Source organism: Bradyrhizobium sp. NAS96.2 (assembly GCF_001908235.1).
In the GTDB taxonomy this organism is placed as follows: Bacteria; Pseudomonadota; Alphaproteobacteria; order Rhizobiales; family Xanthobacteraceae; genus Bradyrhizobium.
This window is the reverse complement of the sequence record NZ_LGHK01000023.1, coordinates 21,063-38,486: the sequence shown is the minus strand read 5'-3', so window position 1 is coordinate 38,486 and position 17,424 is coordinate 21,063. Positions and strand designations below refer to the sequence as shown.

The following is a 17,424-nucleotide window of genomic DNA, read 5'->3' as shown; positions in this document are numbered from 1 at the left end:
TCTCCCTCTCCCGCTTGCGGGGGAGGGTTGGGGTGGGGGTGGCTCCGCAAAGAGACACTCGTTGTGCGGAAAGAGCCCCCACCCATATCGCATCTTCGATGCGATATGACCTCCCCCGCAAGCGGGAGAGGTGAGTCGAGTTTGCGGAAGCAGCTTAATTCACCGGCTTGAAGCTGAGCGTTTTCGCATCAGCCTGCATGATCTGCAGCTTCTGGTTGGAGAAGCGGACGCCGGGGCCGAAGCTGATCGGTGCCATCACGCCGGTCTCGACGTTCTTGGTCTTCTCCAGCTCCGCGATGGTGCAGGCCCAGGTCGGCTGCTTGCCGCAGCGCTCGATCGCCGCGATCAGGACCTTCGCGGCGGCATAGCCGGTCATAGTGTAGCGGTTGATGCCTTTGAACTCGGCTTCCGAGACCAGCGGCTTGGCCTTCTCCAGGAAAGCCTTGCCGGCCGTGCCGGCGAACGGCTCGACATAGTCGACAGCGTAGATGCCATCGCCCGCCGGCCCCATCAGCTTCAGCACCGGCTCGATGCGGCCGGGCCAGAAGATGCCGGTCACCGGCTTGATGCTGAGCTTCTCGATCTCCTTCATCATCGCGATGTTCTCGGCGATGATGCCGCCGGCCAGGAACACCTCGGCGCCCGAATCCTTCAGCTGCAGCATGTCGGACGAGAAGTCCTGCTGGCCCTTCTTGTAATTGCCGCTGTAGACGACATTCAGCTTCTTGGCCTTGACCACGGAATCGAAGCCGTCGCGCACGGTGATGCCGTAATCGTCGTCCTGGGTGATCAGTCCCCATTTCTTGCCGGGGTTCTTGTCGGCGAGGAAGTTGACAAGGTGGATGATACCTTCCTCATAGGATTGCCCGACCACGAACACGTTCTTGCGCGGCGCCTCCCACAGGAATTTGACCGGCGCGACGTCGATCACGGTCGGGATGCCGGATTTTTCCAGCACCGGCATCACGGCGATCGACTGGCCGGAGCCGGAAATGCCGATCATCGCGAACACCTTGTCGACGTCGATCACCTTCTTGACGCCCTGGATGGTGCGCGCGGTGACGTAGCCGTCGTCCTCCAGCACATATTTGATCTTACGGCCGTTGATGCCGCCGGCGGCGTTGGCTTCCGCGATCGCGATCTTGTGGCCGATCGAGGCCGCGACGCCGAGCAGTGCCGGCGGGCCGGTCAGAGGCTCGACGTCGCCGATCAGGATCTCGGTGTCGGTGATCCCGGGGTCGGCGGCCACGGCCGGGCCGATGGCAAGATGGGCGGTGGAAAGCAGCAGCGCGGCTGCCGTCAGATGTTTGATCATTGTCTCCTCCTCATGGCGTTGTGCCTTTTTTGTTAGTAGCGCAGCGGCCAGTGCACCCAGGTCCGCTTGACGTCGTGCCAGGCGCCGACCAGCCCCCTCGGCTGGAAGCGCAGGAACAGGATGATGACGAGGCCGTAGAGCATGCTCTTCAGCTCTTGCGCCCCGGTCGTGAAGGTCGCGTCCATCTGCGCGCTGAACAGGCTGAAGACGAGCCTGGTCGCCTCCGGCAGCAGCACGATCAGGACGGTGCCGAGCACGGCGCCGAGCGCCGAGCCGAGCCCGCCGACGATCAGGATCGCCAGCGCCTCGATCGAGAGCAGGAACGGAAAGCCTTCGACGCTGACGAAGGAGAGATAGATGCCGTAGAGCGCGCCGGCGATCCCGGTGATGAAGGCGGAGGTGACGAAGGCGAACAGCTTGTAGGCGTGCAGATTGATGCCCATCACGCGGGCCGCGGTGTCGTTGTCGCGGATCGCGACGAAGGCGCGGCCGACCCGGCTGCGGCGGATGTTGAGGGTGGCGAACAACGTCAGCGCCGCGATCGCGAGGCAGAGATAGGTGAAGGCGGCATCGCCGTCGAAGCCGATGCCGAAGATCTCCGGCCGCTGCACCTGGATGCCGCGGGCGCCATTGGTGAGCCAGCGCATCTCCAGGATCACGGTGTTGATGATGAAGGAGAAGGCGAGCGTGGTGATGGCGAGATAGAGCCCCTTGAGCCGCAGCGATGGCGCACCGACGATCAGGCTCGCCAGCGCCGGCACGATGCCGGCGCCGAGGAAGCCGACCAGCGGCGGCATGTGATATTTCGACACCAGCACCGCATAGGCATAAGCGCCGGTGACGAGGAAGCCAACATGGCCGAGCGAGATCAGGCCGGTGTAGCCGGTCAGGATGTTGAGCCCGAGCGCGCCGGTCACCGTGATCAGGATGATCATCAGGAACGACAGCGCGTAGGAGTTCAGCAAATAGGGCGCTGCGATCAGCGCCAGCAGCAGCACGGCTGACCACAGCCACACCGGCGGGGAATCGATCAGCGCAACCAGCTCGCCATAGCTCTGCCTGTAATCGCCGGTCCGCATCACACCCTCTCGATATCGCGTTCGCCGAAAATGCCGAACGGGCGGACCATCAGCACCACGATGATCATGGCAAAGCCCGCGACCTCCTTCATGCCGGAGCCGAGATAGCCGCCCGCCAGGTTTTCGGTGATGCCGATCAGGAGGCCGCCGAGGCCGGAGCCGAGCACGGCGTCGAGCCCGCCCAGGATCGTGGCCGGAAACGCCTTCAGCCCGAGCTGGAACATCGCCGGCGACAAATCGTAGGACAGCGCGAAGAACACGCCGCCGATGCCGGCGATCACGGAGGACGCTGCCCAGGCCAGCGCATGGACCTTTGTGGCGCTGATGCCCATCAACAGCGCGGTGCGGTCGTCGGCCGCGACCGCGCGCATCGCGACACCGACCTTGCTGTAGCGGAAGAACGCCCAGATCGCAGCGAGCAGCAACAGCAGCGTCGCGATCACGGCAAGCTGCCCGGTGCGCACGCCGATGCCGCCGAGATGCACGATGCCGCGGCCCATGCCGATATCGAGGCCATGCGGATAGGCGTCCCAGATGAAGTTGATCGCCGAGCGCAGGATCACCGCGAGTCCGATCGTGACCATCACGGTCGCGAACACCGGCTCGCCCAGCATCGGCCGCATCACCAGCCGCTCGATGATGAGCCCGAGCAGGACCGCGGCGAGGATTGCACCCAATGCGACGACGAACACATTGCCGCTGACCGTGGTCGAGATCGTCCAGGCGATATATGCCGTGATCATGGTCATCTCGCCCTGGGCGAAATTGACCAGCCCGGTGGATTTGTAGATCACCGCAAAGCCCATCGCGATCAGGCCGTAGATCGCGCCGATTGCAAGGCCGGAGATCAGGAGCTGGACGAGATACTGCATTCAGGCCTCCGCCCGGTAGATGATCGCGAGCTCGCGCGCGAACTTCTTCTCGATCATGGCGCGGCGCACCTTCTGCGTGGCGGTCAGCTCGCCGTCGTCATGGTCGAGCTCCTTCTCGAGGATGGCGAAGCGCCTGATGTTCTCGACCCGGGCGAAGCGCTTGTTGGTCTCGCCCACGATGCGCTCGACCAGCTCGTGCACTTCCGGCAGCTGCGACAGCGACTTGTAGTTGGTGTAGGCCAGCGCCCGGTTGCGCGCCCAGCGGCCGACATTGTCGTAATCGACCTGCACGATGGCGCCGAGGTACTTTTTGGCCTCGCCGACCACGATCGCTTCCTTGATGAATTCGGAATCCTTCAGCGCGTTCTCGATCTCCGACGGGGCGATGTTCTTGCCGCCGGCAGTGATGATGATCGCCTTCTTGCGGTCGACCACGGCAATCTCGCCATTGTCGAGGATGTCGATGATGTCGCCGGTGCGCAGCCAGCCGTCTTGTTCCAGCGAGGCAGTCGAGGCTTTCTCGTCGAGGAAGTAGCCTTTGAAGACGCCGGGGTTGCGCAGCAGGATCTCACCGTCGGCATCGAGTTTCCATTCCGTCTGGGGCAACGGCACGCCGCAGCCGCCGATCCGGTGGTGACCCTCGGTCTGGATGAAGGCGACGCCGCCGCTTTCGGTGAGGCCATAGCCTTGCGACACCGGACGGCCGATGATGTCGAAGAAGCGCAGCGTCTCGGGCGAGATCGAGGCGCCGGCGCACAGCCGGTGACGGCTGTAGGCGAAGCCCAGATGGCGCTGCAAATTGCGGAACATCAGGAGGTAGAGAAGCCCATAGGCGGCGTGATCGAGCCAATTGGCTTTGCCGGCCTGCCGGCGGTCGGACAGCCTGCGGCCCCAGGCGAGGCAGGCCTTGGTGAAACTCTGCCGCAGCTGGCCGCTCTCACCCAGCCTGAACAGAAAACCCTGCTGCAGCTTCTCGTAGATGCGCGGCACGCCGACAAAGAACGTCGGCGCGATCTCGCGGATGTTGATCGCGACGGTGTCGATCGACTCGGCGAACGAGACCGTGCCGCCGAGCACGAGATGCGTGACCGTGCCGTAGCAGCGTTCGGCGACATGGCACAGCGGCAGATAGCTCACCGCCTCGAACGGCTTGTCGGCGATCCGGACGGTTTTGGCGTAGGCATAGGCGGCGTAGACGAGATTGCGATGGGTCAGCATCGCCCCCTTGGGCGGACCCGTCGTGCCCGAGGTGTAGACGAGGATGCAGACATCGTCGGGCGCGCCCTGGCTGATCAAGCGATCGAGGGTGGCGTTGGCCTCCGGATTCTCCTGCGCATATGTCGTGCCGCGCTCGCAGAGCGCCGCGAACGACATCAGCTGCGATTGGCGATAGTGCCGAAGGCCCTTCATGTCGATGCAGACGATGGCTTCGAGATCCGGCAGACCGCCATTGTTGGCCATCGCGTCGAGCACCTTGTCGGTCTGCTCCTGATCGCCGGTGACGACGATGCGGGCGCCGGAATGCTTGACGATATATTGCAGTTCGACCCAGGGATTGGTCGGATAGATGCCAACCGCGACCGCGCCGATCATCTGGGCGCCGAGATCGGCGTAGAACCATTCCGGGGTGTTTTCGCCGGCGATGGCGATACGATCGCCGGGCTTGATGCCGAGCGAGAGCAGGCCCAGCGCGACGGCACGTGCGGTCCCGTAGTAATGCCGCCAGGAATACGGATTCCAGATGCCGTAATCTTTCTCGCGCAGCGCCAGCGCATCACCATGCATGGCGGCGCGCTGCCGCAGCAGCTGCGGGATGGTGATGGCGGCATCCGCAAGAGCCGCCTGCAGCGTGTCGGCTCCTGCCGCAGATGCGCTGCGCACGGCACTAGCGTGCAGCGGCGGATGGGTGGTGCGCAGGCTGTCCAGCGTCGACATCATGCGCCTGCCTTTGTCATCGCTTCAGCGCGCTGGCCGCCGAGATAGGCCTCCGCGACGGCCGGATCGCGCCTGATCTCGTCGGGCGTGCCCTCGGCGATCTTGCGACCGAAATTCAGCACATGGATGCGGTCAGAAATGTCCATCACGATGCGCATCTCATGCTCGATCATCACGACGGTGATGCCGAGCTCGTCCCGGATGTCGAGCACGAAGCGCGCGATGTCCTCGGTCTCTTCCTGGTTCATCCCGGAGACCATCTCGTCGAGCAGCAGCAGTTTTGGCTCGCAGGCGAGTGCCCGGGCGAGCTCGACGCGCTTCTGCTGGCCATAGGACAGGGTGCCGACGACGGCGTCCCTGATATGCTCGATCTCGAGGAATTCGATGATGTGCTCGACGCGCTGCCGGGCCGCGATCTCTTCCTTGCGGGTGCGCCCGAAGAACACCACGGCGTCGAGCACGGTCGAGCGCAGATGGGTGTGGCGGCCGGTCAGGATGTTCTCGACCACGGTACCGTGCTTGAACAGTGCCAGATTCTGGAAGGTGCGGCCGATGCCCACAGTGGCGAACTTCCACGGCGAAATCGTCGAAAGGTCGATCCCGTCAAAGGTGATCCGGCCGCCGCTCGGCCGCAGCACGCCCGAGATCATGTTGAACAGCGTGGTCTTGCCGGCGCCATTCGGACCGATCACGCTGCAGATCTCGCCGGGGCTGACCTGCAGGCTGACTTCGGCGACCGCGTGCAGGCCGCCGAAGCGCTTGGACAGGTTCTCGACCGTGAGCAACGCGGTCACGACAGCCACCGCTTGCGGCGCTTGTAATGCTTGACGTCCCGCAGGCTCTTGCGGCCGGACGAGGAGACGCCGAGGTAGAATTCCTGGACATCCTCGTTGGCGGTGAGCTTTTTGGCCGTGCCGTCGAGCACGACGCGGCCGGTCTCCAGGATGTAGCCGTAGTCGGCGATATCCAGCGCGCGCTGCGCGTTCTGCTCGACCAACAGCACGGTCATCTTCAGCTCGTCGCGGAGGCGAACGATCACCTCGTAGATGCGGTCGATGATCAGCGGCGCGAGGCCGAGCGAGGGCTCGTCGAGCGCCAGCAGCACCGGATCGGTCATCAGCGCGCGGCCGATCGCGAGCATCTGCTGCTCGCCGCCGGACATGTAGCCGGCGATCTGATCGCGCCGCTCATGGAGCCGCGGGAACAGCGCGAACACCTTGTCGCGACGCTCGCGCGCCTCGGCGCCGGTCCTGGTGTAGCCGCCCATCTGCAAATTCTCGTCTGTTGTCAGCGCCGCGAACACGCGGCGGCCCTCCGGCACCTGGACGATGCCGCGGCGCACCAGTTCATCCGGCGCAAGACGATGCACCTCGTCATTGCGGAAGCGGATGCCGCCGTTCTCGATCACGCCTTCCTCGGTGTAGAGGATGCCGGACATCGCCTTCAGCAGCGTCGACTTGCCGGCGCCGTTGGAGCCGAGCAAAGCGACGATGCTGCCCTCGGGCACCGCGATCGAGACATCGCGGATCGCCTCGATCGCGTTGTCGTAGACGATCCGGATGTTACGGAATTCCAGCAGGACATCCGTCGCCGTTGCCGTGAGCGGCGCTGCCTGCGGCGTCGGATGCGGGATCGTCGTAGGCATCTTGCTCAAACCCGGCCGGCCGAGCGGCGCGGGCGCGCGGCGAGGATCGCGTCGGTGACGATCTTGGCGGTCTCGGCGCAAGCCTGGGTGCCGCCATTGCCATATTGCTTCACCGCGTCGCCGACGCACCACAGGCCCTCGATGCCGGTTTCGCGCGGCAGGTCGTAGCCGGCGCAGCTGCGTTGCGCCGGCCAGTCGTCGCGCATCACCCGGATCGACAGGACTTTCGCCTGGTCGAAATTCGCGAACTGTTCGCGCAGATCTTCGAGCGCCAGCGCAAGCTCGGCATCGGCGTCGAAATCGCCGAGCGCGGGCACCGGCACGGCATAGGCGACATAGAGGTGCCAGCCGGCTGGTGCCAGCTCCGGACAGGTGGCGGAGAGGTTCGCCATGTTGCAGAGCCGGCGCGTCTTGCCGAAGGTAACGATGCCGGGATGGTTGATCAGCGGCTCGCGGCTCGCGACATTGATGACGATGTTGGCGGCCGGACGAAGGTCGTTCTTCACCTTGGCGATGTAATCCGCCGGGAAGGCTTCACTGCCGGCGAGCGCGACGGTGGCTTTCGGTCCGGCATTGCTGATGACAAGATCGGTGTCGATCCGCACCCGCTCGCCGTTCCGCAGAACGGTGACGCCTTCGACGCGGCCATTGGCGCTGTGGATCGCGGTCGCCGGCGTGCCGAGCCAGATGTCGCCGTTGCGCTTGATCGCGCTGCCGAGGCTGTTCCAGACGCCGATCGTGCCCTGCGGGCAGAAGCCGAATTTCTTGAAGGCGCCTTTGCTGGTGAAATAGGTGAGGAAGGCGCGGGCAGGCAGCTCGGCGGCGTTGCAGGCGAAGATCGCCGCGCAGAGGTTGCGGAACAGCGCGTGCACCGTGGCGTTGCTGGTGTAGCCCTTCAGCCAGTCCTCGGTCGATTGCCGTCCGTCGGGCAGATTGCCGGAGCGGGCATCGGCGAATTTCTCCAGGATGCGCGAGGCCTGTTTCGTGAGCTGCCCGAGCAGCAGCGACCAGCCGCCGCGGCCGACATCGATCACCTTACCGTCGATGAAGAACGAGCTCGCGGGCTCCGGCGCGCGGATGTCGAGCGGCGCGCCGACGGTGTGGAAGGTCTCCTCGAACACCCCGCCGAACTCGATCGCGATCGCGCCGATATTGACCTTGAAGCCGTCGATCTCCTCGGTCGAGGCGCGGCCGCCGAGCCGATCCTTGTCGTCGACGACGAGCGTATGCAACCCGCCATGGGCGAGGCGCGCCGCGGCGCACAGCCCGCCGGCGCCCGCTCCGATCACGACAGCATCGATCCTCTGAGTATCCACGCGCAGCCTCCCTCGATGCCGCCGGGTTGGTCCCGGCGTGCGCAATCCGCTTGCTTGATGACGGGCAGTCTAATATAATCCGACCGGTCGTTCAAATTTTTTTTGACGCAGGTCAAAGCCTGAATGCGAGCGGTCGAACAGTTCTGGTGGATGGTGCCCGCAAAGGGGAGGAGGGCGCGGAGCCGCAGTAGTATAGAGAGACGGCGGCTGCCCGATTCCGGCGGCGCCGATGGTGGATGAGAGAGACGGGGATGGCGCGGACGCGCTCAGAAAATTACGACGAGATCCAGCGGGGCATTCTCACCACCGCCTGCGGCCTGTTCGCGCGGCAAGGCTATATGCGTGCCTCGATCGCCGATCTTGCGGATGCCTGCAAGCTGTCGCGCGGTGCGCTGTACCATTATTTCGATTCGAAGGAAGCGATCCTGTTCGCGATCCTCGATGCGCATATCCACGAGATGATCGCCAATGTCGAGGCCGCGATGGCCGGCAAGACCGCGACGCTGGAGCAGTTCCGTGCGGCGATCCAGGCTATCGTCGCGCTCAATGCGCGCTCGAGCGACGAGCAGCGCGTCATCCTCAACGACCTCTCGTTCCTCGGCGAGACCGAGCAGGATGCGATCAAGGCGCTGGAGCGTCAGCTGGTCGACACGGTCTCCGATCTTCTGGTCAAGCTCGACAAGGAAGGCAAGATCGTCAAGCGGACCAAGAAGATCTACAGCATGATGCTGTTCGGCATCCTGAACTTCAGCCACACCTGGTACGACGCCAAGGGCGGCGTTGATCCTCACGAATTCGCCGACATGGTGGTGGACTTGTTCCTGTACGGTTTCACCATGCCGGTGCCGGCGAAGGATGCCGCGCGGCCGCTGCGCCAGCGCGCGTGAGGCCGTCGCGGTTGGACGGTGGAACTCATCACTTCGTCTGCACATCCTTGTGAAGGACGTTCACGCGCCCCACGCGTAACGCGCGCATGACACGCTGCGTAGTCCTGCCACGAGCGCCGCAACAGCGGCAGATGGTGGCATCGCAGTGAGGGAAGAAACGTCCGCATGAATCTATCGTTCAACATCGCCGAACAAGGCGAGGGGTCTTATCGTCCGCTCGCGATCCTGCGCTGGGTCATGGTGGTGATCTTTGTGTCGTTCGGCATGCAGAAGTTCACGCTGCAGTCGGCGCAAGGCATCGTGCAATTCATCAGCAACAGCCCGTTCGTCTCCTGGCTCTCGGTGTTCGGTCTCCGCGGCGAGGCTTATGTGCTCGGCGTGGCCGAGCTCGGCATCGCCGCGTTGCTGGCGACGGGTGCATTCAGCCCGATGCTCTCAGCGATCGGCTCGCTGATGGGCGTGATCACCTTCGCGGCGACGTGGTCGTTCTTCTTCACGACACCCGGGGTGGTCAAATGGAGCCTGTCGACCGACCCGATGGCCTGGAACCTGGCCGGCGAGTTCCTGTTCAAGGACATCGTGCTGCTCTGCGTCTGCCTCGTGCTGTTGTTGGCATCGTTGCCGCAGTCGATCGTCCGGTCGCGCGCCGCATAGTGTCGCGTCGTGCGGTCGATGGTTAAGCCATGCTTAACCGAGGCAAGCGTGCAACGGGATCTGGAACTGGACAATAGGTCGCAGCGCTCCATGTCTTGTAACTCGAATCAGATCGGCCTATGCAACCTTCGATTGACGAATTGTTGCTATTGGGAAACGGTCCCCGGTTGGGAGCGGAACGTGACGAAGTCGGACATATCGGCGGTCGGCCCGGCAAGCGTTGGTCTTGCCGTTCCGTCGCAACACGCTCCCGCCATTTTCAAACGCCCCGCATTTTTTAGTGTGATTGCAGTTCCCGCACCGTGGCTGGAGTGGGAGGGCGGTCGCGATCGCGGTTTCCGGTAGTGACCCCCGGAACAGCGATCGGGCCGCTCCCCTTCCCCAGCCGGGACAGGTAACGGTGAAATACGCGCAATCGTGAACGCGGACGCCTAGGTTCCATCGCTAGGATCGCGATGTCGCCATCTCGCGGTGGCTGAACAGATCAGCCTGCGGATGACATCGCAACATCGTTCCGATTTCGCTCTTGATGAAACAGTGGCTCCCCGTCCGGATCGTAGCCGTCGTGCTTGCCATAGCAGTTAGCGCGCTCGCGGGGGCGCGTGCGGATTCCGACATGGATGCGCTGATCAGGGACATCGTCACGACGGAACTCGCGCCGACCGCGACCGCGTCCGATCCGGGCGGCCTCGCCGCCGCGGTCTATGCCGGCGGCCAGGTCACCTTCGTCAACTACGGTTTCGCCGACACCGCGGCCAAGCGGCCGGTCACGTCGGACACGCTGTTCAACCTCGCCTCGTTGCGCAAGCTGTTCGAGGCGACGCTGGTCGCACTCGCCACGGAGCGCGGTGAATTGCGATTGGACGATCCGGTCGGCAAGATTTTGCCCGAGTTGCACGGCGACTATATCAGCCACGTCACCGTCGGCGAGCTCGTCAACCATACATCCGGGCTGCTGCTGTCGACCGATCACCCGCCCTGGCCGAACGAGACCTTCAGCCGCGATCAGTTCATTGCGATGCTCAATACGTGGACGCCGCCGGCCGGCGAGCAGCCGGGCAAGCAGCGCATCTACAGCCATGCCGGCTATGTTCTGCTGCAGCTGGTGCTGGAACGGCGCTATCGCATGCCGATCGCGACGTTGATCGAAAGCCGCATCCTCAAGCCGCTCGGCATGACGTCGACCTTCGTTCCTGGCCGTGCCGAAGACAACCGCGCGGCGCTGGCGCCCGAGATCATGCAGCGCCTGGTCCAGGGCTACTCCCACGACGGCACGCCGATCGGCCCAATCGGCAATCAGCAGAGCTATTACGATTTTCCGGGTACCGGCCAGGTGTTCTCCTCGGCGCGCGATCTCGGCATCCTGCTGCAGGCCTGTCTCGACGGCGGGGTGATCGATCCCGAATTGCGCGCGGCATTGCAGATGACCATGCGCGAGAGTTTTCGTGTCGATGCGAAGTTCGGGCAGGCGATGGCATGGGAGCACGTGCGGCTCGACGGCGTCACCGTCATCGACAAGCCCGGCGGTCTCAACAATGCCTCGGCCTATATCGGCCTGGTGCCGGCGCGCAGGTTCGGCATCGTGCTGCTCGCCAATCGCGGCGACTATCCGCACGAAATCGCGCGCTACAGGATTCTGCCGGCACTCGCGCGACTCTGATCAAACCAGAATAGCCTAGCGACACTGCGTGCCAATCCGATGACACGGCCTGCACGCCCGGGCAGGGGATGCATGCAAAAATTGCGATGGCGCGGAACCATGATCGGCTGTATAAGCCGGTAGCTTCTTCTCCATGTTGAAGAGGCTGATATGAGTGATCTGAATAATTCCGATCTGCACGGTTGGCTTTCGCAACAGCCGCACGGCTTGCGAACCTACCGAACCCTCCAGGAAAAACTTGAGACCTTGAGCAGGCACGACCCCGAGCAACGGGCGATGTGTCGTCTGCTGAGCGGTCTCGTCGGCAATTACATCGAGGCCTTTGACGAGGAGCCGTTGCCCGTTGCGGTCGCCGACCGCGCCTATGGCCGGCTGCTCGATCTCGTAGCAAGCCTTGATTTCAAGGGAAATCCCGACCGGCGCCTCGCCGACATCAACCGCATCGCGTCCTGCGATCTCTTGAACTGAGCGCGCTTTACCTGTTCACTTTGTGAGCATGATCTCGGCGCAAGCGCATCGCGTTTGTCGCGAGGGAAAACCGCGTCGCACTTTTGCGGATCATGCTCTGGCGGCAAGCTCGCGATAGAGCGCGGCGTAGCGGCCGGCGCGATTGTGCCAGGAGACATCGGTGGCCATGCCGGCTAGCTGCAGCCGGCGCCAGGTCACCTTGTCGTTGAACAGCAGGTTCGCTGTGCGCAAGCCGTGGGCGAGCGCCTCCGAGGTGACGGGTGCGAACTTGATGCCGGTTGCCGCACTGCCCGTGATTGCGGCTTCGTCGAAGCCCTGCACGGTGTCGGCGAGGCCTCCGACATTGGCGACAACGGGGACCGCGCCGTAGCGCAGCGCGCAGAGCTGGGTGAGGCCGCACGGCTCGAAGCGCGACGGCACTGCGAGCGCATCGGAGCCTGCCTGGATCAGATGCGCCAGCGCCTCGTCATAGCCGATCACGACTGCGATCCGTCCGGGATTGTCGCGCGCCAGCGCAGCGAAGCGATCCTGTAGATCGCGATCGCCGCTGCCGAGCAGCGCCAGCTGGATGCCTTCGCCGAGCAATGTCGGAATATTGTCGAGCAGCAGGTCGAGCCCTTTCTGCCAAGACAGCCGGCTGATGACGCCGAGCAGCATCGCATCCGGCGCCGGATCGAGCCCGAAGCGCCGCTGCAATGCCGCCTTGTTGGCGGCGCGCTCCGCCATCTGCTCGGCGCTGAAGCGCGCAGCGATATCGGGATCGGTCGCTGGATTCCATACCGCGATGTCGATGCCGTTGAGGATGCCGCTCAGCACGTCGGAACGTTCGCGCAGCAGGCCGCCGAGACCCATGCCGCCCTCGTCGCTCTGGATCTCCTGTGCATAGGTCGGCGACACCGTGGTGATACGGTCGGCGAATTGCAGGCCGGCCTTGAGCAGGCTGATGGTGCCGTAATATTCGACGCCGTGAAGCGAGTAGGCCTCGCCCGGCAGGCCGAACATTGTGAGCATGTCCGGCGAGAACTGGCCCTGATAGGCGAGGTTGTGCACGGTCATCACCGTGCCCGGCCGCGGTTGCCCGCCATAATGCAGATAGGCCGGCGCGAGGCCGGCCTGCCAGTCATGCGCATGCACGATGTCGGGGACGAAGGAGGCGATCGCACCGCGGCCGATTTCCGCCGCCATCCGCGACAGCGCCGCGAAGCGGATGCCGTTGTCGGGCCAATCGCGGCCGTCGGGGCCGACATAGGGATTGCCCGGCCGCGCATAGAGATGCGGCGCGTCCAGCGCATAGAGATCGAGGCCGTCATGGGTGCCGCCGAGCACGCGCACCGCCCCGCCGTAGAACTCGCCCCACTGCAGCAGCGTCTCCGCCGAGGCCAGCGCGTTGAGCACGGCCGGATAGCCGGGCACCAGCGTCCGCGTCGCGACGCCGTGCTGCTGCAGTGCCGCCGGCAGCGCGCCGACCACGTCGGCGAGGCCGCCGGTCTTGACGATCGGGTAGACTTCCGAAGCGACCGCGAGGACGCGGATGGGCGTCATGTGCCGAGCCTGTCGATCATCGATTGCGTGATCAGCGTGATCCCGTTCTCGGTGGTGCGGAAGCGCTTGCCGTCGAATTCGGGATCCTCGCCGACCACGAGCCCTTCCGGAATCCGCACGCCGCGATCGATCACGACGTTCCTCAGCCGCGCGCCGCGGCCGACATTGACATAGGGCATGATCACCGCGTTCTCGACATTGGCGTAGGAATTGACATGAACGCCGGTGAACAGCAGCGAGCGGCGCAGCGACGCGCCCGAGATGATGCAGGCGCCCGAGACCAGCGAGGTCACCGCCTGGCCGCGCCGTCCGTCCTCGTCGTGGACGAATTTGGCGGGCGGAGTGATCTCGGCGTAGGTCCAGATCGGCCATGATCGATCGTAGAGATCGAGCTCGGGCACCACGTCGGTAAGATCGATGTTGGCGCCCCAATAGGCATCGACGGTGCCGGCATCGCGCCAGTAGGAGCGGGGATCGTCGCCGGAGCGGACGCAGGAATCGTTGAACTGATGCGCGATCGCCCGGCCGTGCTTCACGATATAGGGGATGATGTCCTTGCCGAAATCGTGGGCCGAGTTCGGGTCGGCGGCATCGCGGCGCAATTCGTCGAACAGGAATTCCGAATTGAAGACATAGATGCCCATGCTGGCCAGCGACTTGTCGGGCTTGCCGGGCATCGGTGGCGGATCGGCCGGCTTCTCCAGAAAGGACTGGATCAGGCCGTTCTCGTCGACATGCATGATGCCAAAGGCGCTGGATTCCGCGCGCGGCATCTCGAGGCAGCCGACCGTGACGTCGGCGCCGCTCTCGACATGCTGCTTCAGCATGATCTCATAATCCATTTTGTAGACATGGTCGCCGGCGAGCACCAGGATGTACTTGGTGCCGTGCGCCTCGAGGATGTCGATGTTCTGGTAGACCGCGTCGGCCGTGCCGACATACCACATCGTTTCAGAGACGCGCTGGCTTGCGGGCAGGATGTCGAAACTCTCGTTTCGCTCCGGGCGGAAGAAATTCCAGCCGCCTTGCAGATGCCGGATCAGGCTGTGCGCCTTGTACTGGGTCGCCACCGCGATGCGGCGGATGCCGGAGTTCACCGCATTGGAGAGCGCGAAATCGATGATGCGGGACTTGCCGCCGAAATACACCGCCGGCTTGGCGCGCCTGTCGGTGAGCTCCTGAAGTCTGCTGCCGCGTCCGCCGGCCAGCACGAAGGCGAGGGCGTAGCGCGACAATGGTTCATTTCCGACTGGTCTCATGGTCATCCTCCCAGAACTTCAGGCTGGCCCCGCTACCTTCTCTTGTCCGGAAGGCCTGATCGGGCGCCAACGGGGCCGATTGGAACGTAGCAAGAGCGTCCCGGTTGGGCAAAGCGGGATGGCGGGTTTTCGTTCCTTGGATTTCTTCTGCCGGGGAGCGGGGTTGCGACTTGGTTAAACCTATTGACGACGCGCGATTTCAGCCTAGAGCAGGCCTGCATATTTCCTCCGGACCGGCATCGCATGACAGTTTCTTCCGTCACCCCCCAGGACATCCGTGCAACGCTGCTGCTGCGCCGGGAGATCGCGCTGCTCGACGTCAGGCACGAGGCGGAATTCGCCACCGGCCATCCGCTGTTTGCCGCCAACATGGCGGCCGGCCGGATCGCGCTCGAAGCCGAGCAGCGCTTGCCGCGCAAGGACGCGCCGATCGTGCTCTATGACAATGGTGAGGGACTGGTCGCTGCCGCGGCCGACCAGTTGCGGCAGCTCGGCTATGGCAACGTCGCCGCGCTCGCCGGCGGCCTCAAGGCCTGGAAGGCGGCCGGCTACGAGGTATTCGAGGACGTCAATTCCTACGCCAAGGCGTTCGGGGAGCTGGTCGAGGCGCGCAAGCACACGCCATCGCTCAGTGCCGACGAGGTCGCCGCGCTGATCTCGGACAAGGCCAACATCGCGATCCTCGATGTGCGTCGGTTCGACGAATATGCCACCATGAACATCCCGGGCTCGGTCAGCGTGCCCGGTGCGGAGCTCGTGCTGCGCGCAGGCGGCGCGGCGCCCGATCCCGACACCACCATCATCGTCAACTGCGCCGGCCGCACCCGCTCGATCATCGGCACGCAGTCGCTGATCAATGCCGGCCTGCCCAACAAGGTGCGGGCACTGCGCAATGGCACCATTGGCTGGACGCTCGCCAAGCACGATCTCGAGCATGGCGCCGGCAAGCGCGGCGATGTCGGGCCGTTCGCGGGCGCCTCCGACAATGCCCGCGACGTCGCCTATCGGGCCGGCGTCCGCCACATCGGCGCGCGCGAACTCGCCGCGCTGGAGGGCGATGCGCACCGCACGCTCTATCGTTTCGACGTGCGCGATGCGGAGGAATATGCCGCGGGTCATCTTGCCGGCTTCCGCCACTATGCCGGCGGCCAGCTGGTGCAGGAGATCGACATGGCCGCGCCGGTGCGCGGCGCGCGCATCGTGCTGACCGACGACAAGAGCATCCGCGCCGACATGACGGCGTCCTGGCTCGCGCAGATGGGCTGGGAAGCTTACGTGCTCGAAGGCGGCTATGACGGATCACTGGAAGTCGGCCCGCCGCGCGTCGTGCCGAGGCCCGACCCCGCGCATCGCTACCGGCGTCCCTATGAAGGCACCGGCGTCGCGGAGCAGGCGATGCAGGCCTATCTCGATTGGGAGTACGGCCTCGTCGACCAGCTCCGCCGCGACGGGACCCACGGGTTTTATGTGATCTAGCACATGATGAGATGTGGTCGGACCTTGACCACGGAGAGACTGCGCCCCCTCTCCCGCTTGCGGGCAGGGCTATCGCATATGAGTAAAGAGTTCGAAGAAGAAGTCTTTGCTCCACATGGCGCGGCGCATTTTGCTGCTGATGGATGTTTTGGAGGGATGCATTCGCAAGATGTTCTGAGCAAGGCGACGGATCACAGCGAGGTTTTCCGGTCCGTAATCCTTGCGGGTTCGTGCGGCATCTTCGTCGAATACAACATCGAGAATCCAATGCAACTGGTTCTCGATGCTCCAATGCGCACGCACGACTTGGGCCATTGTTTCTGGCGAGAGCTTGCGCGAGAGCGCAATATAACGGGTGGCAGTTTCGCGCTTGCCGCTGGCCATGGTGCGTTCCGCTTCGATGCGACCAAACGCCTGGAGGCCAGGCAGCAAGGTGCGCGCCGCGGCCGGAACCGGCACCACGCTCGCGCGGCGTCGGTCGATCCGGCCGTGGGCCTTCTCCTCCGTGGCCAGCGAAGGAATGTCGTCGCCGGCCTTTGCGAAGGCGCGCTCGGCCTCCGCGTAAAGCGGACCATTGTTAGCCTTGAGACCGAGAGCATAATCGGCCTTGGCGTCCAATACCGCCTGTGCCATCGCCGGGTGGCAATGCAGCGCATCCGCCGTCACTGTGCAGCCCTTGAGGACAAGGCTGCCCAGCAATTGCAGGGTTGCGGCCACCTCGTTTCCACCGGGCGCCCGCGCTTGGGCCAAGGCCACTCGCGTCTGGGTATCCCAGATGCTCACCATCAGTGGCGGAAGGTAGGGCCGCCCCTTCTCGTAGCCACGCCGCAGGCTTTTGCCATCGATCGCCACAACCCCCGGCGCCGGCCGCAACCCGAGTTCCGCCCGCAGCGCCGCCATAAAGGCCGTAAACGCCTTCGCCAGTTCGTCCGGATCGAGCAGGCGGAACAGGCGACTGAAGGTATCGTGGCTCGGTGCCCCATGCGGCAGATCGACGATCGCGGAAAGTTCTTCCACGCGAGCTTCCACAAAATCGGCCACCTCGGCACCGCTCTTGGCCCCGCACAGCGTCGCCGCCAAAGTCAAAAACAATATAGTTCCAATAGGGTGACGAGCATTGATGTCGCGCGGGTCACGCACTTCTCGCAATATCGAAATGTAAGACTGCATCGGGCCTTCTCCGCAAAGAGAAAGCCACAACAGAATCTCTCAAACACCGATCCGCAAGTCGCGTTTTACTCATATGCGATTCCCCTGCGCTTGCGGGGGAGGGTTGGGGTGGGGGCTCTCTCCGCGAGTCGTATCATGGAGTGAGC

General features: G+C 64.3%; 15 protein-coding genes. 5 read left to right on the top strand and 10 right to left on the bottom strand.

Features of this window, described 5'->3' with window-relative positions:
• Positions 1-154: 154 nt before the first annotated feature.
• From AC628_RS06335 to AC628_RS06305, 7 genes are read right to left on the bottom strand one after another with little or no spacing between them, the layout of a single operon-like run.
• Complete coding sequence (locus AC628_RS06335; protein ID WP_074125875.1) at positions 155-1,315, bottom strand: ABC transporter substrate-binding protein; 1,161 nt, start codon at positions 1,313-1,315, stop codon at positions 155-157.
• A gap of 32 nt (positions 1,316-1,347) precedes the next feature.
• Positions 1,348-2,394 (bottom strand): branched-chain amino acid ABC transporter permease, encoded by a 1,047-nt coding sequence (locus AC628_RS06330; protein ID WP_074125874.1) that lies wholly within the window; start codon positions 2,392-2,394, stop codon positions 1,348-1,350.
• Positions 2,394-3,266, bottom strand: coding sequence for a branched-chain amino acid ABC transporter permease (locus AC628_RS06325; RefSeq protein WP_074125873.1), 873 nt, complete (start codon positions 3,264-3,266; stop codon positions 2,394-2,396). Before AC628_RS06325 ends, AC628_RS06330 begins: the two co-directional genes overlap by 1 nt.
• A complete protein-coding gene (locus AC628_RS06320) occupies positions 3,267-5,204 on the bottom strand; it encodes an AMP-dependent synthetase/ligase (RefSeq protein ID WP_245321055.1) in 1,938 nt (645 codons plus the stop codon).
• Entirely contained in the window at positions 5,201-5,995 is a 795-nt protein-coding gene (locus AC628_RS06315) for an ABC transporter ATP-binding protein (RefSeq protein WP_074125913.1), read from the bottom strand. The genes AC628_RS06320 and AC628_RS06315 overlap by 4 nt, the downstream gene beginning before the upstream one ends.
• The gene (locus AC628_RS06310) at positions 5,992-6,846 is read right to left on the bottom strand and encodes an ABC transporter ATP-binding protein (protein ID WP_074125914.1); all 855 of its coding nucleotides are present in this window, start codon (positions 6,844-6,846) and stop codon (positions 5,992-5,994) included. Before AC628_RS06310 ends, AC628_RS06315 begins: the two co-directional genes overlap by 4 nt.
• Before the next feature lie 5 nt (positions 6,847-6,851).
• Positions 6,852-8,162, bottom strand: a complete 1,311-nt coding sequence (locus AC628_RS06305; protein ID WP_245321054.1) for a phytoene desaturase family protein — start codon at positions 8,160-8,162, stop codon at positions 6,852-6,854.
• A gap of 251 nt (positions 8,163-8,413) precedes the next feature.
• Here AC628_RS06305 and AC628_RS06300 point away from each other — a divergent pair, with 251 nt between their 5' ends.
• The 4 genes from AC628_RS06300 to AC628_RS06285 all read left to right on the top strand — a co-directional run bounded on the left by AC628_RS06300 (position 8,414) and on the right by AC628_RS06285 (position 11,831).
• Positions 8,414-9,049, top strand: a complete 636-nt coding sequence (locus AC628_RS06300) for a TetR/AcrR family transcriptional regulator (RefSeq protein WP_074125872.1) — start codon at positions 8,414-8,416, stop codon at positions 9,047-9,049.
• A 165-nt stretch (positions 9,050-9,214) separates the two neighbouring features.
• Complete coding sequence (locus tag AC628_RS06295; protein WP_074125871.1) at positions 9,215-9,703, top strand: DUF417 family protein; 489 nt, start codon at positions 9,215-9,217, stop codon at positions 9,701-9,703.
• Between the two features lie 616 nt (positions 9,704-10,319).
• Positions 10,320-11,363, top strand: a complete 1,044-nt coding sequence (locus AC628_RS06290; RefSeq protein WP_074125870.1) for a serine hydrolase — start codon at positions 10,320-10,322, stop codon at positions 11,361-11,363.
• A gap of 150 nt (positions 11,364-11,513) precedes the next feature.
• Positions 11,514-11,831, top strand: a complete 318-nt coding sequence (locus AC628_RS06285; protein ID WP_074125869.1) for a hypothetical protein — start codon at positions 11,514-11,516, stop codon at positions 11,829-11,831.
• Between the two features lie 90 nt (positions 11,832-11,921).
• Here the strand turns inward: AC628_RS06285 and glgA are convergent, their stop codons facing one another.
• Together glgA and glgC are read right to left on the bottom strand one after the other, a co-directional pair.
• A complete protein-coding gene (gene glgA, locus AC628_RS06280; protein WP_074125868.1) occupies positions 11,922-13,373 on the bottom strand; it encodes a glycogen synthase GlgA in 1,452 nt (483 codons plus the stop codon).
• Positions 13,370-14,632: a glucose-1-phosphate adenylyltransferase gene (gene glgC / locus AC628_RS06275; protein WP_074125867.1), complete on the bottom strand. Its 1,263-nt coding sequence runs from the start codon at positions 14,630-14,632 to the stop codon at positions 13,370-13,372. Before glgC ends, glgA begins: the two co-directional genes overlap by 4 nt.
• A 243-nt stretch (positions 14,633-14,875) precedes the next feature.
• Here glgC and AC628_RS06270 point away from each other — a divergent pair, with 243 nt between their 5' ends.
• Positions 14,876-16,108 carry a rhodanese-like domain-containing protein gene (locus AC628_RS06270; protein WP_074125866.1) on the top strand — a complete coding sequence of 411 codons (1,233 nt, stop codon included), beginning with the start codon at positions 14,876-14,878 and terminating at the stop codon, positions 16,106-16,108.
• A 69-nt stretch (positions 16,109-16,177) separates the two neighbouring features.
• Here AC628_RS06270 and AC628_RS06265 read toward each other — a convergent pair whose 3' ends face one another.
• On the bottom strand, positions 16,178-17,278 hold the full coding sequence (locus AC628_RS06265) for an ISAs1 family transposase (protein WP_074125865.1): 1,101 nt from the start codon (positions 17,276-17,278) through the stop codon (positions 16,178-16,180).
• Positions 17,279-17,424 lie beyond the last annotated feature (146 nt).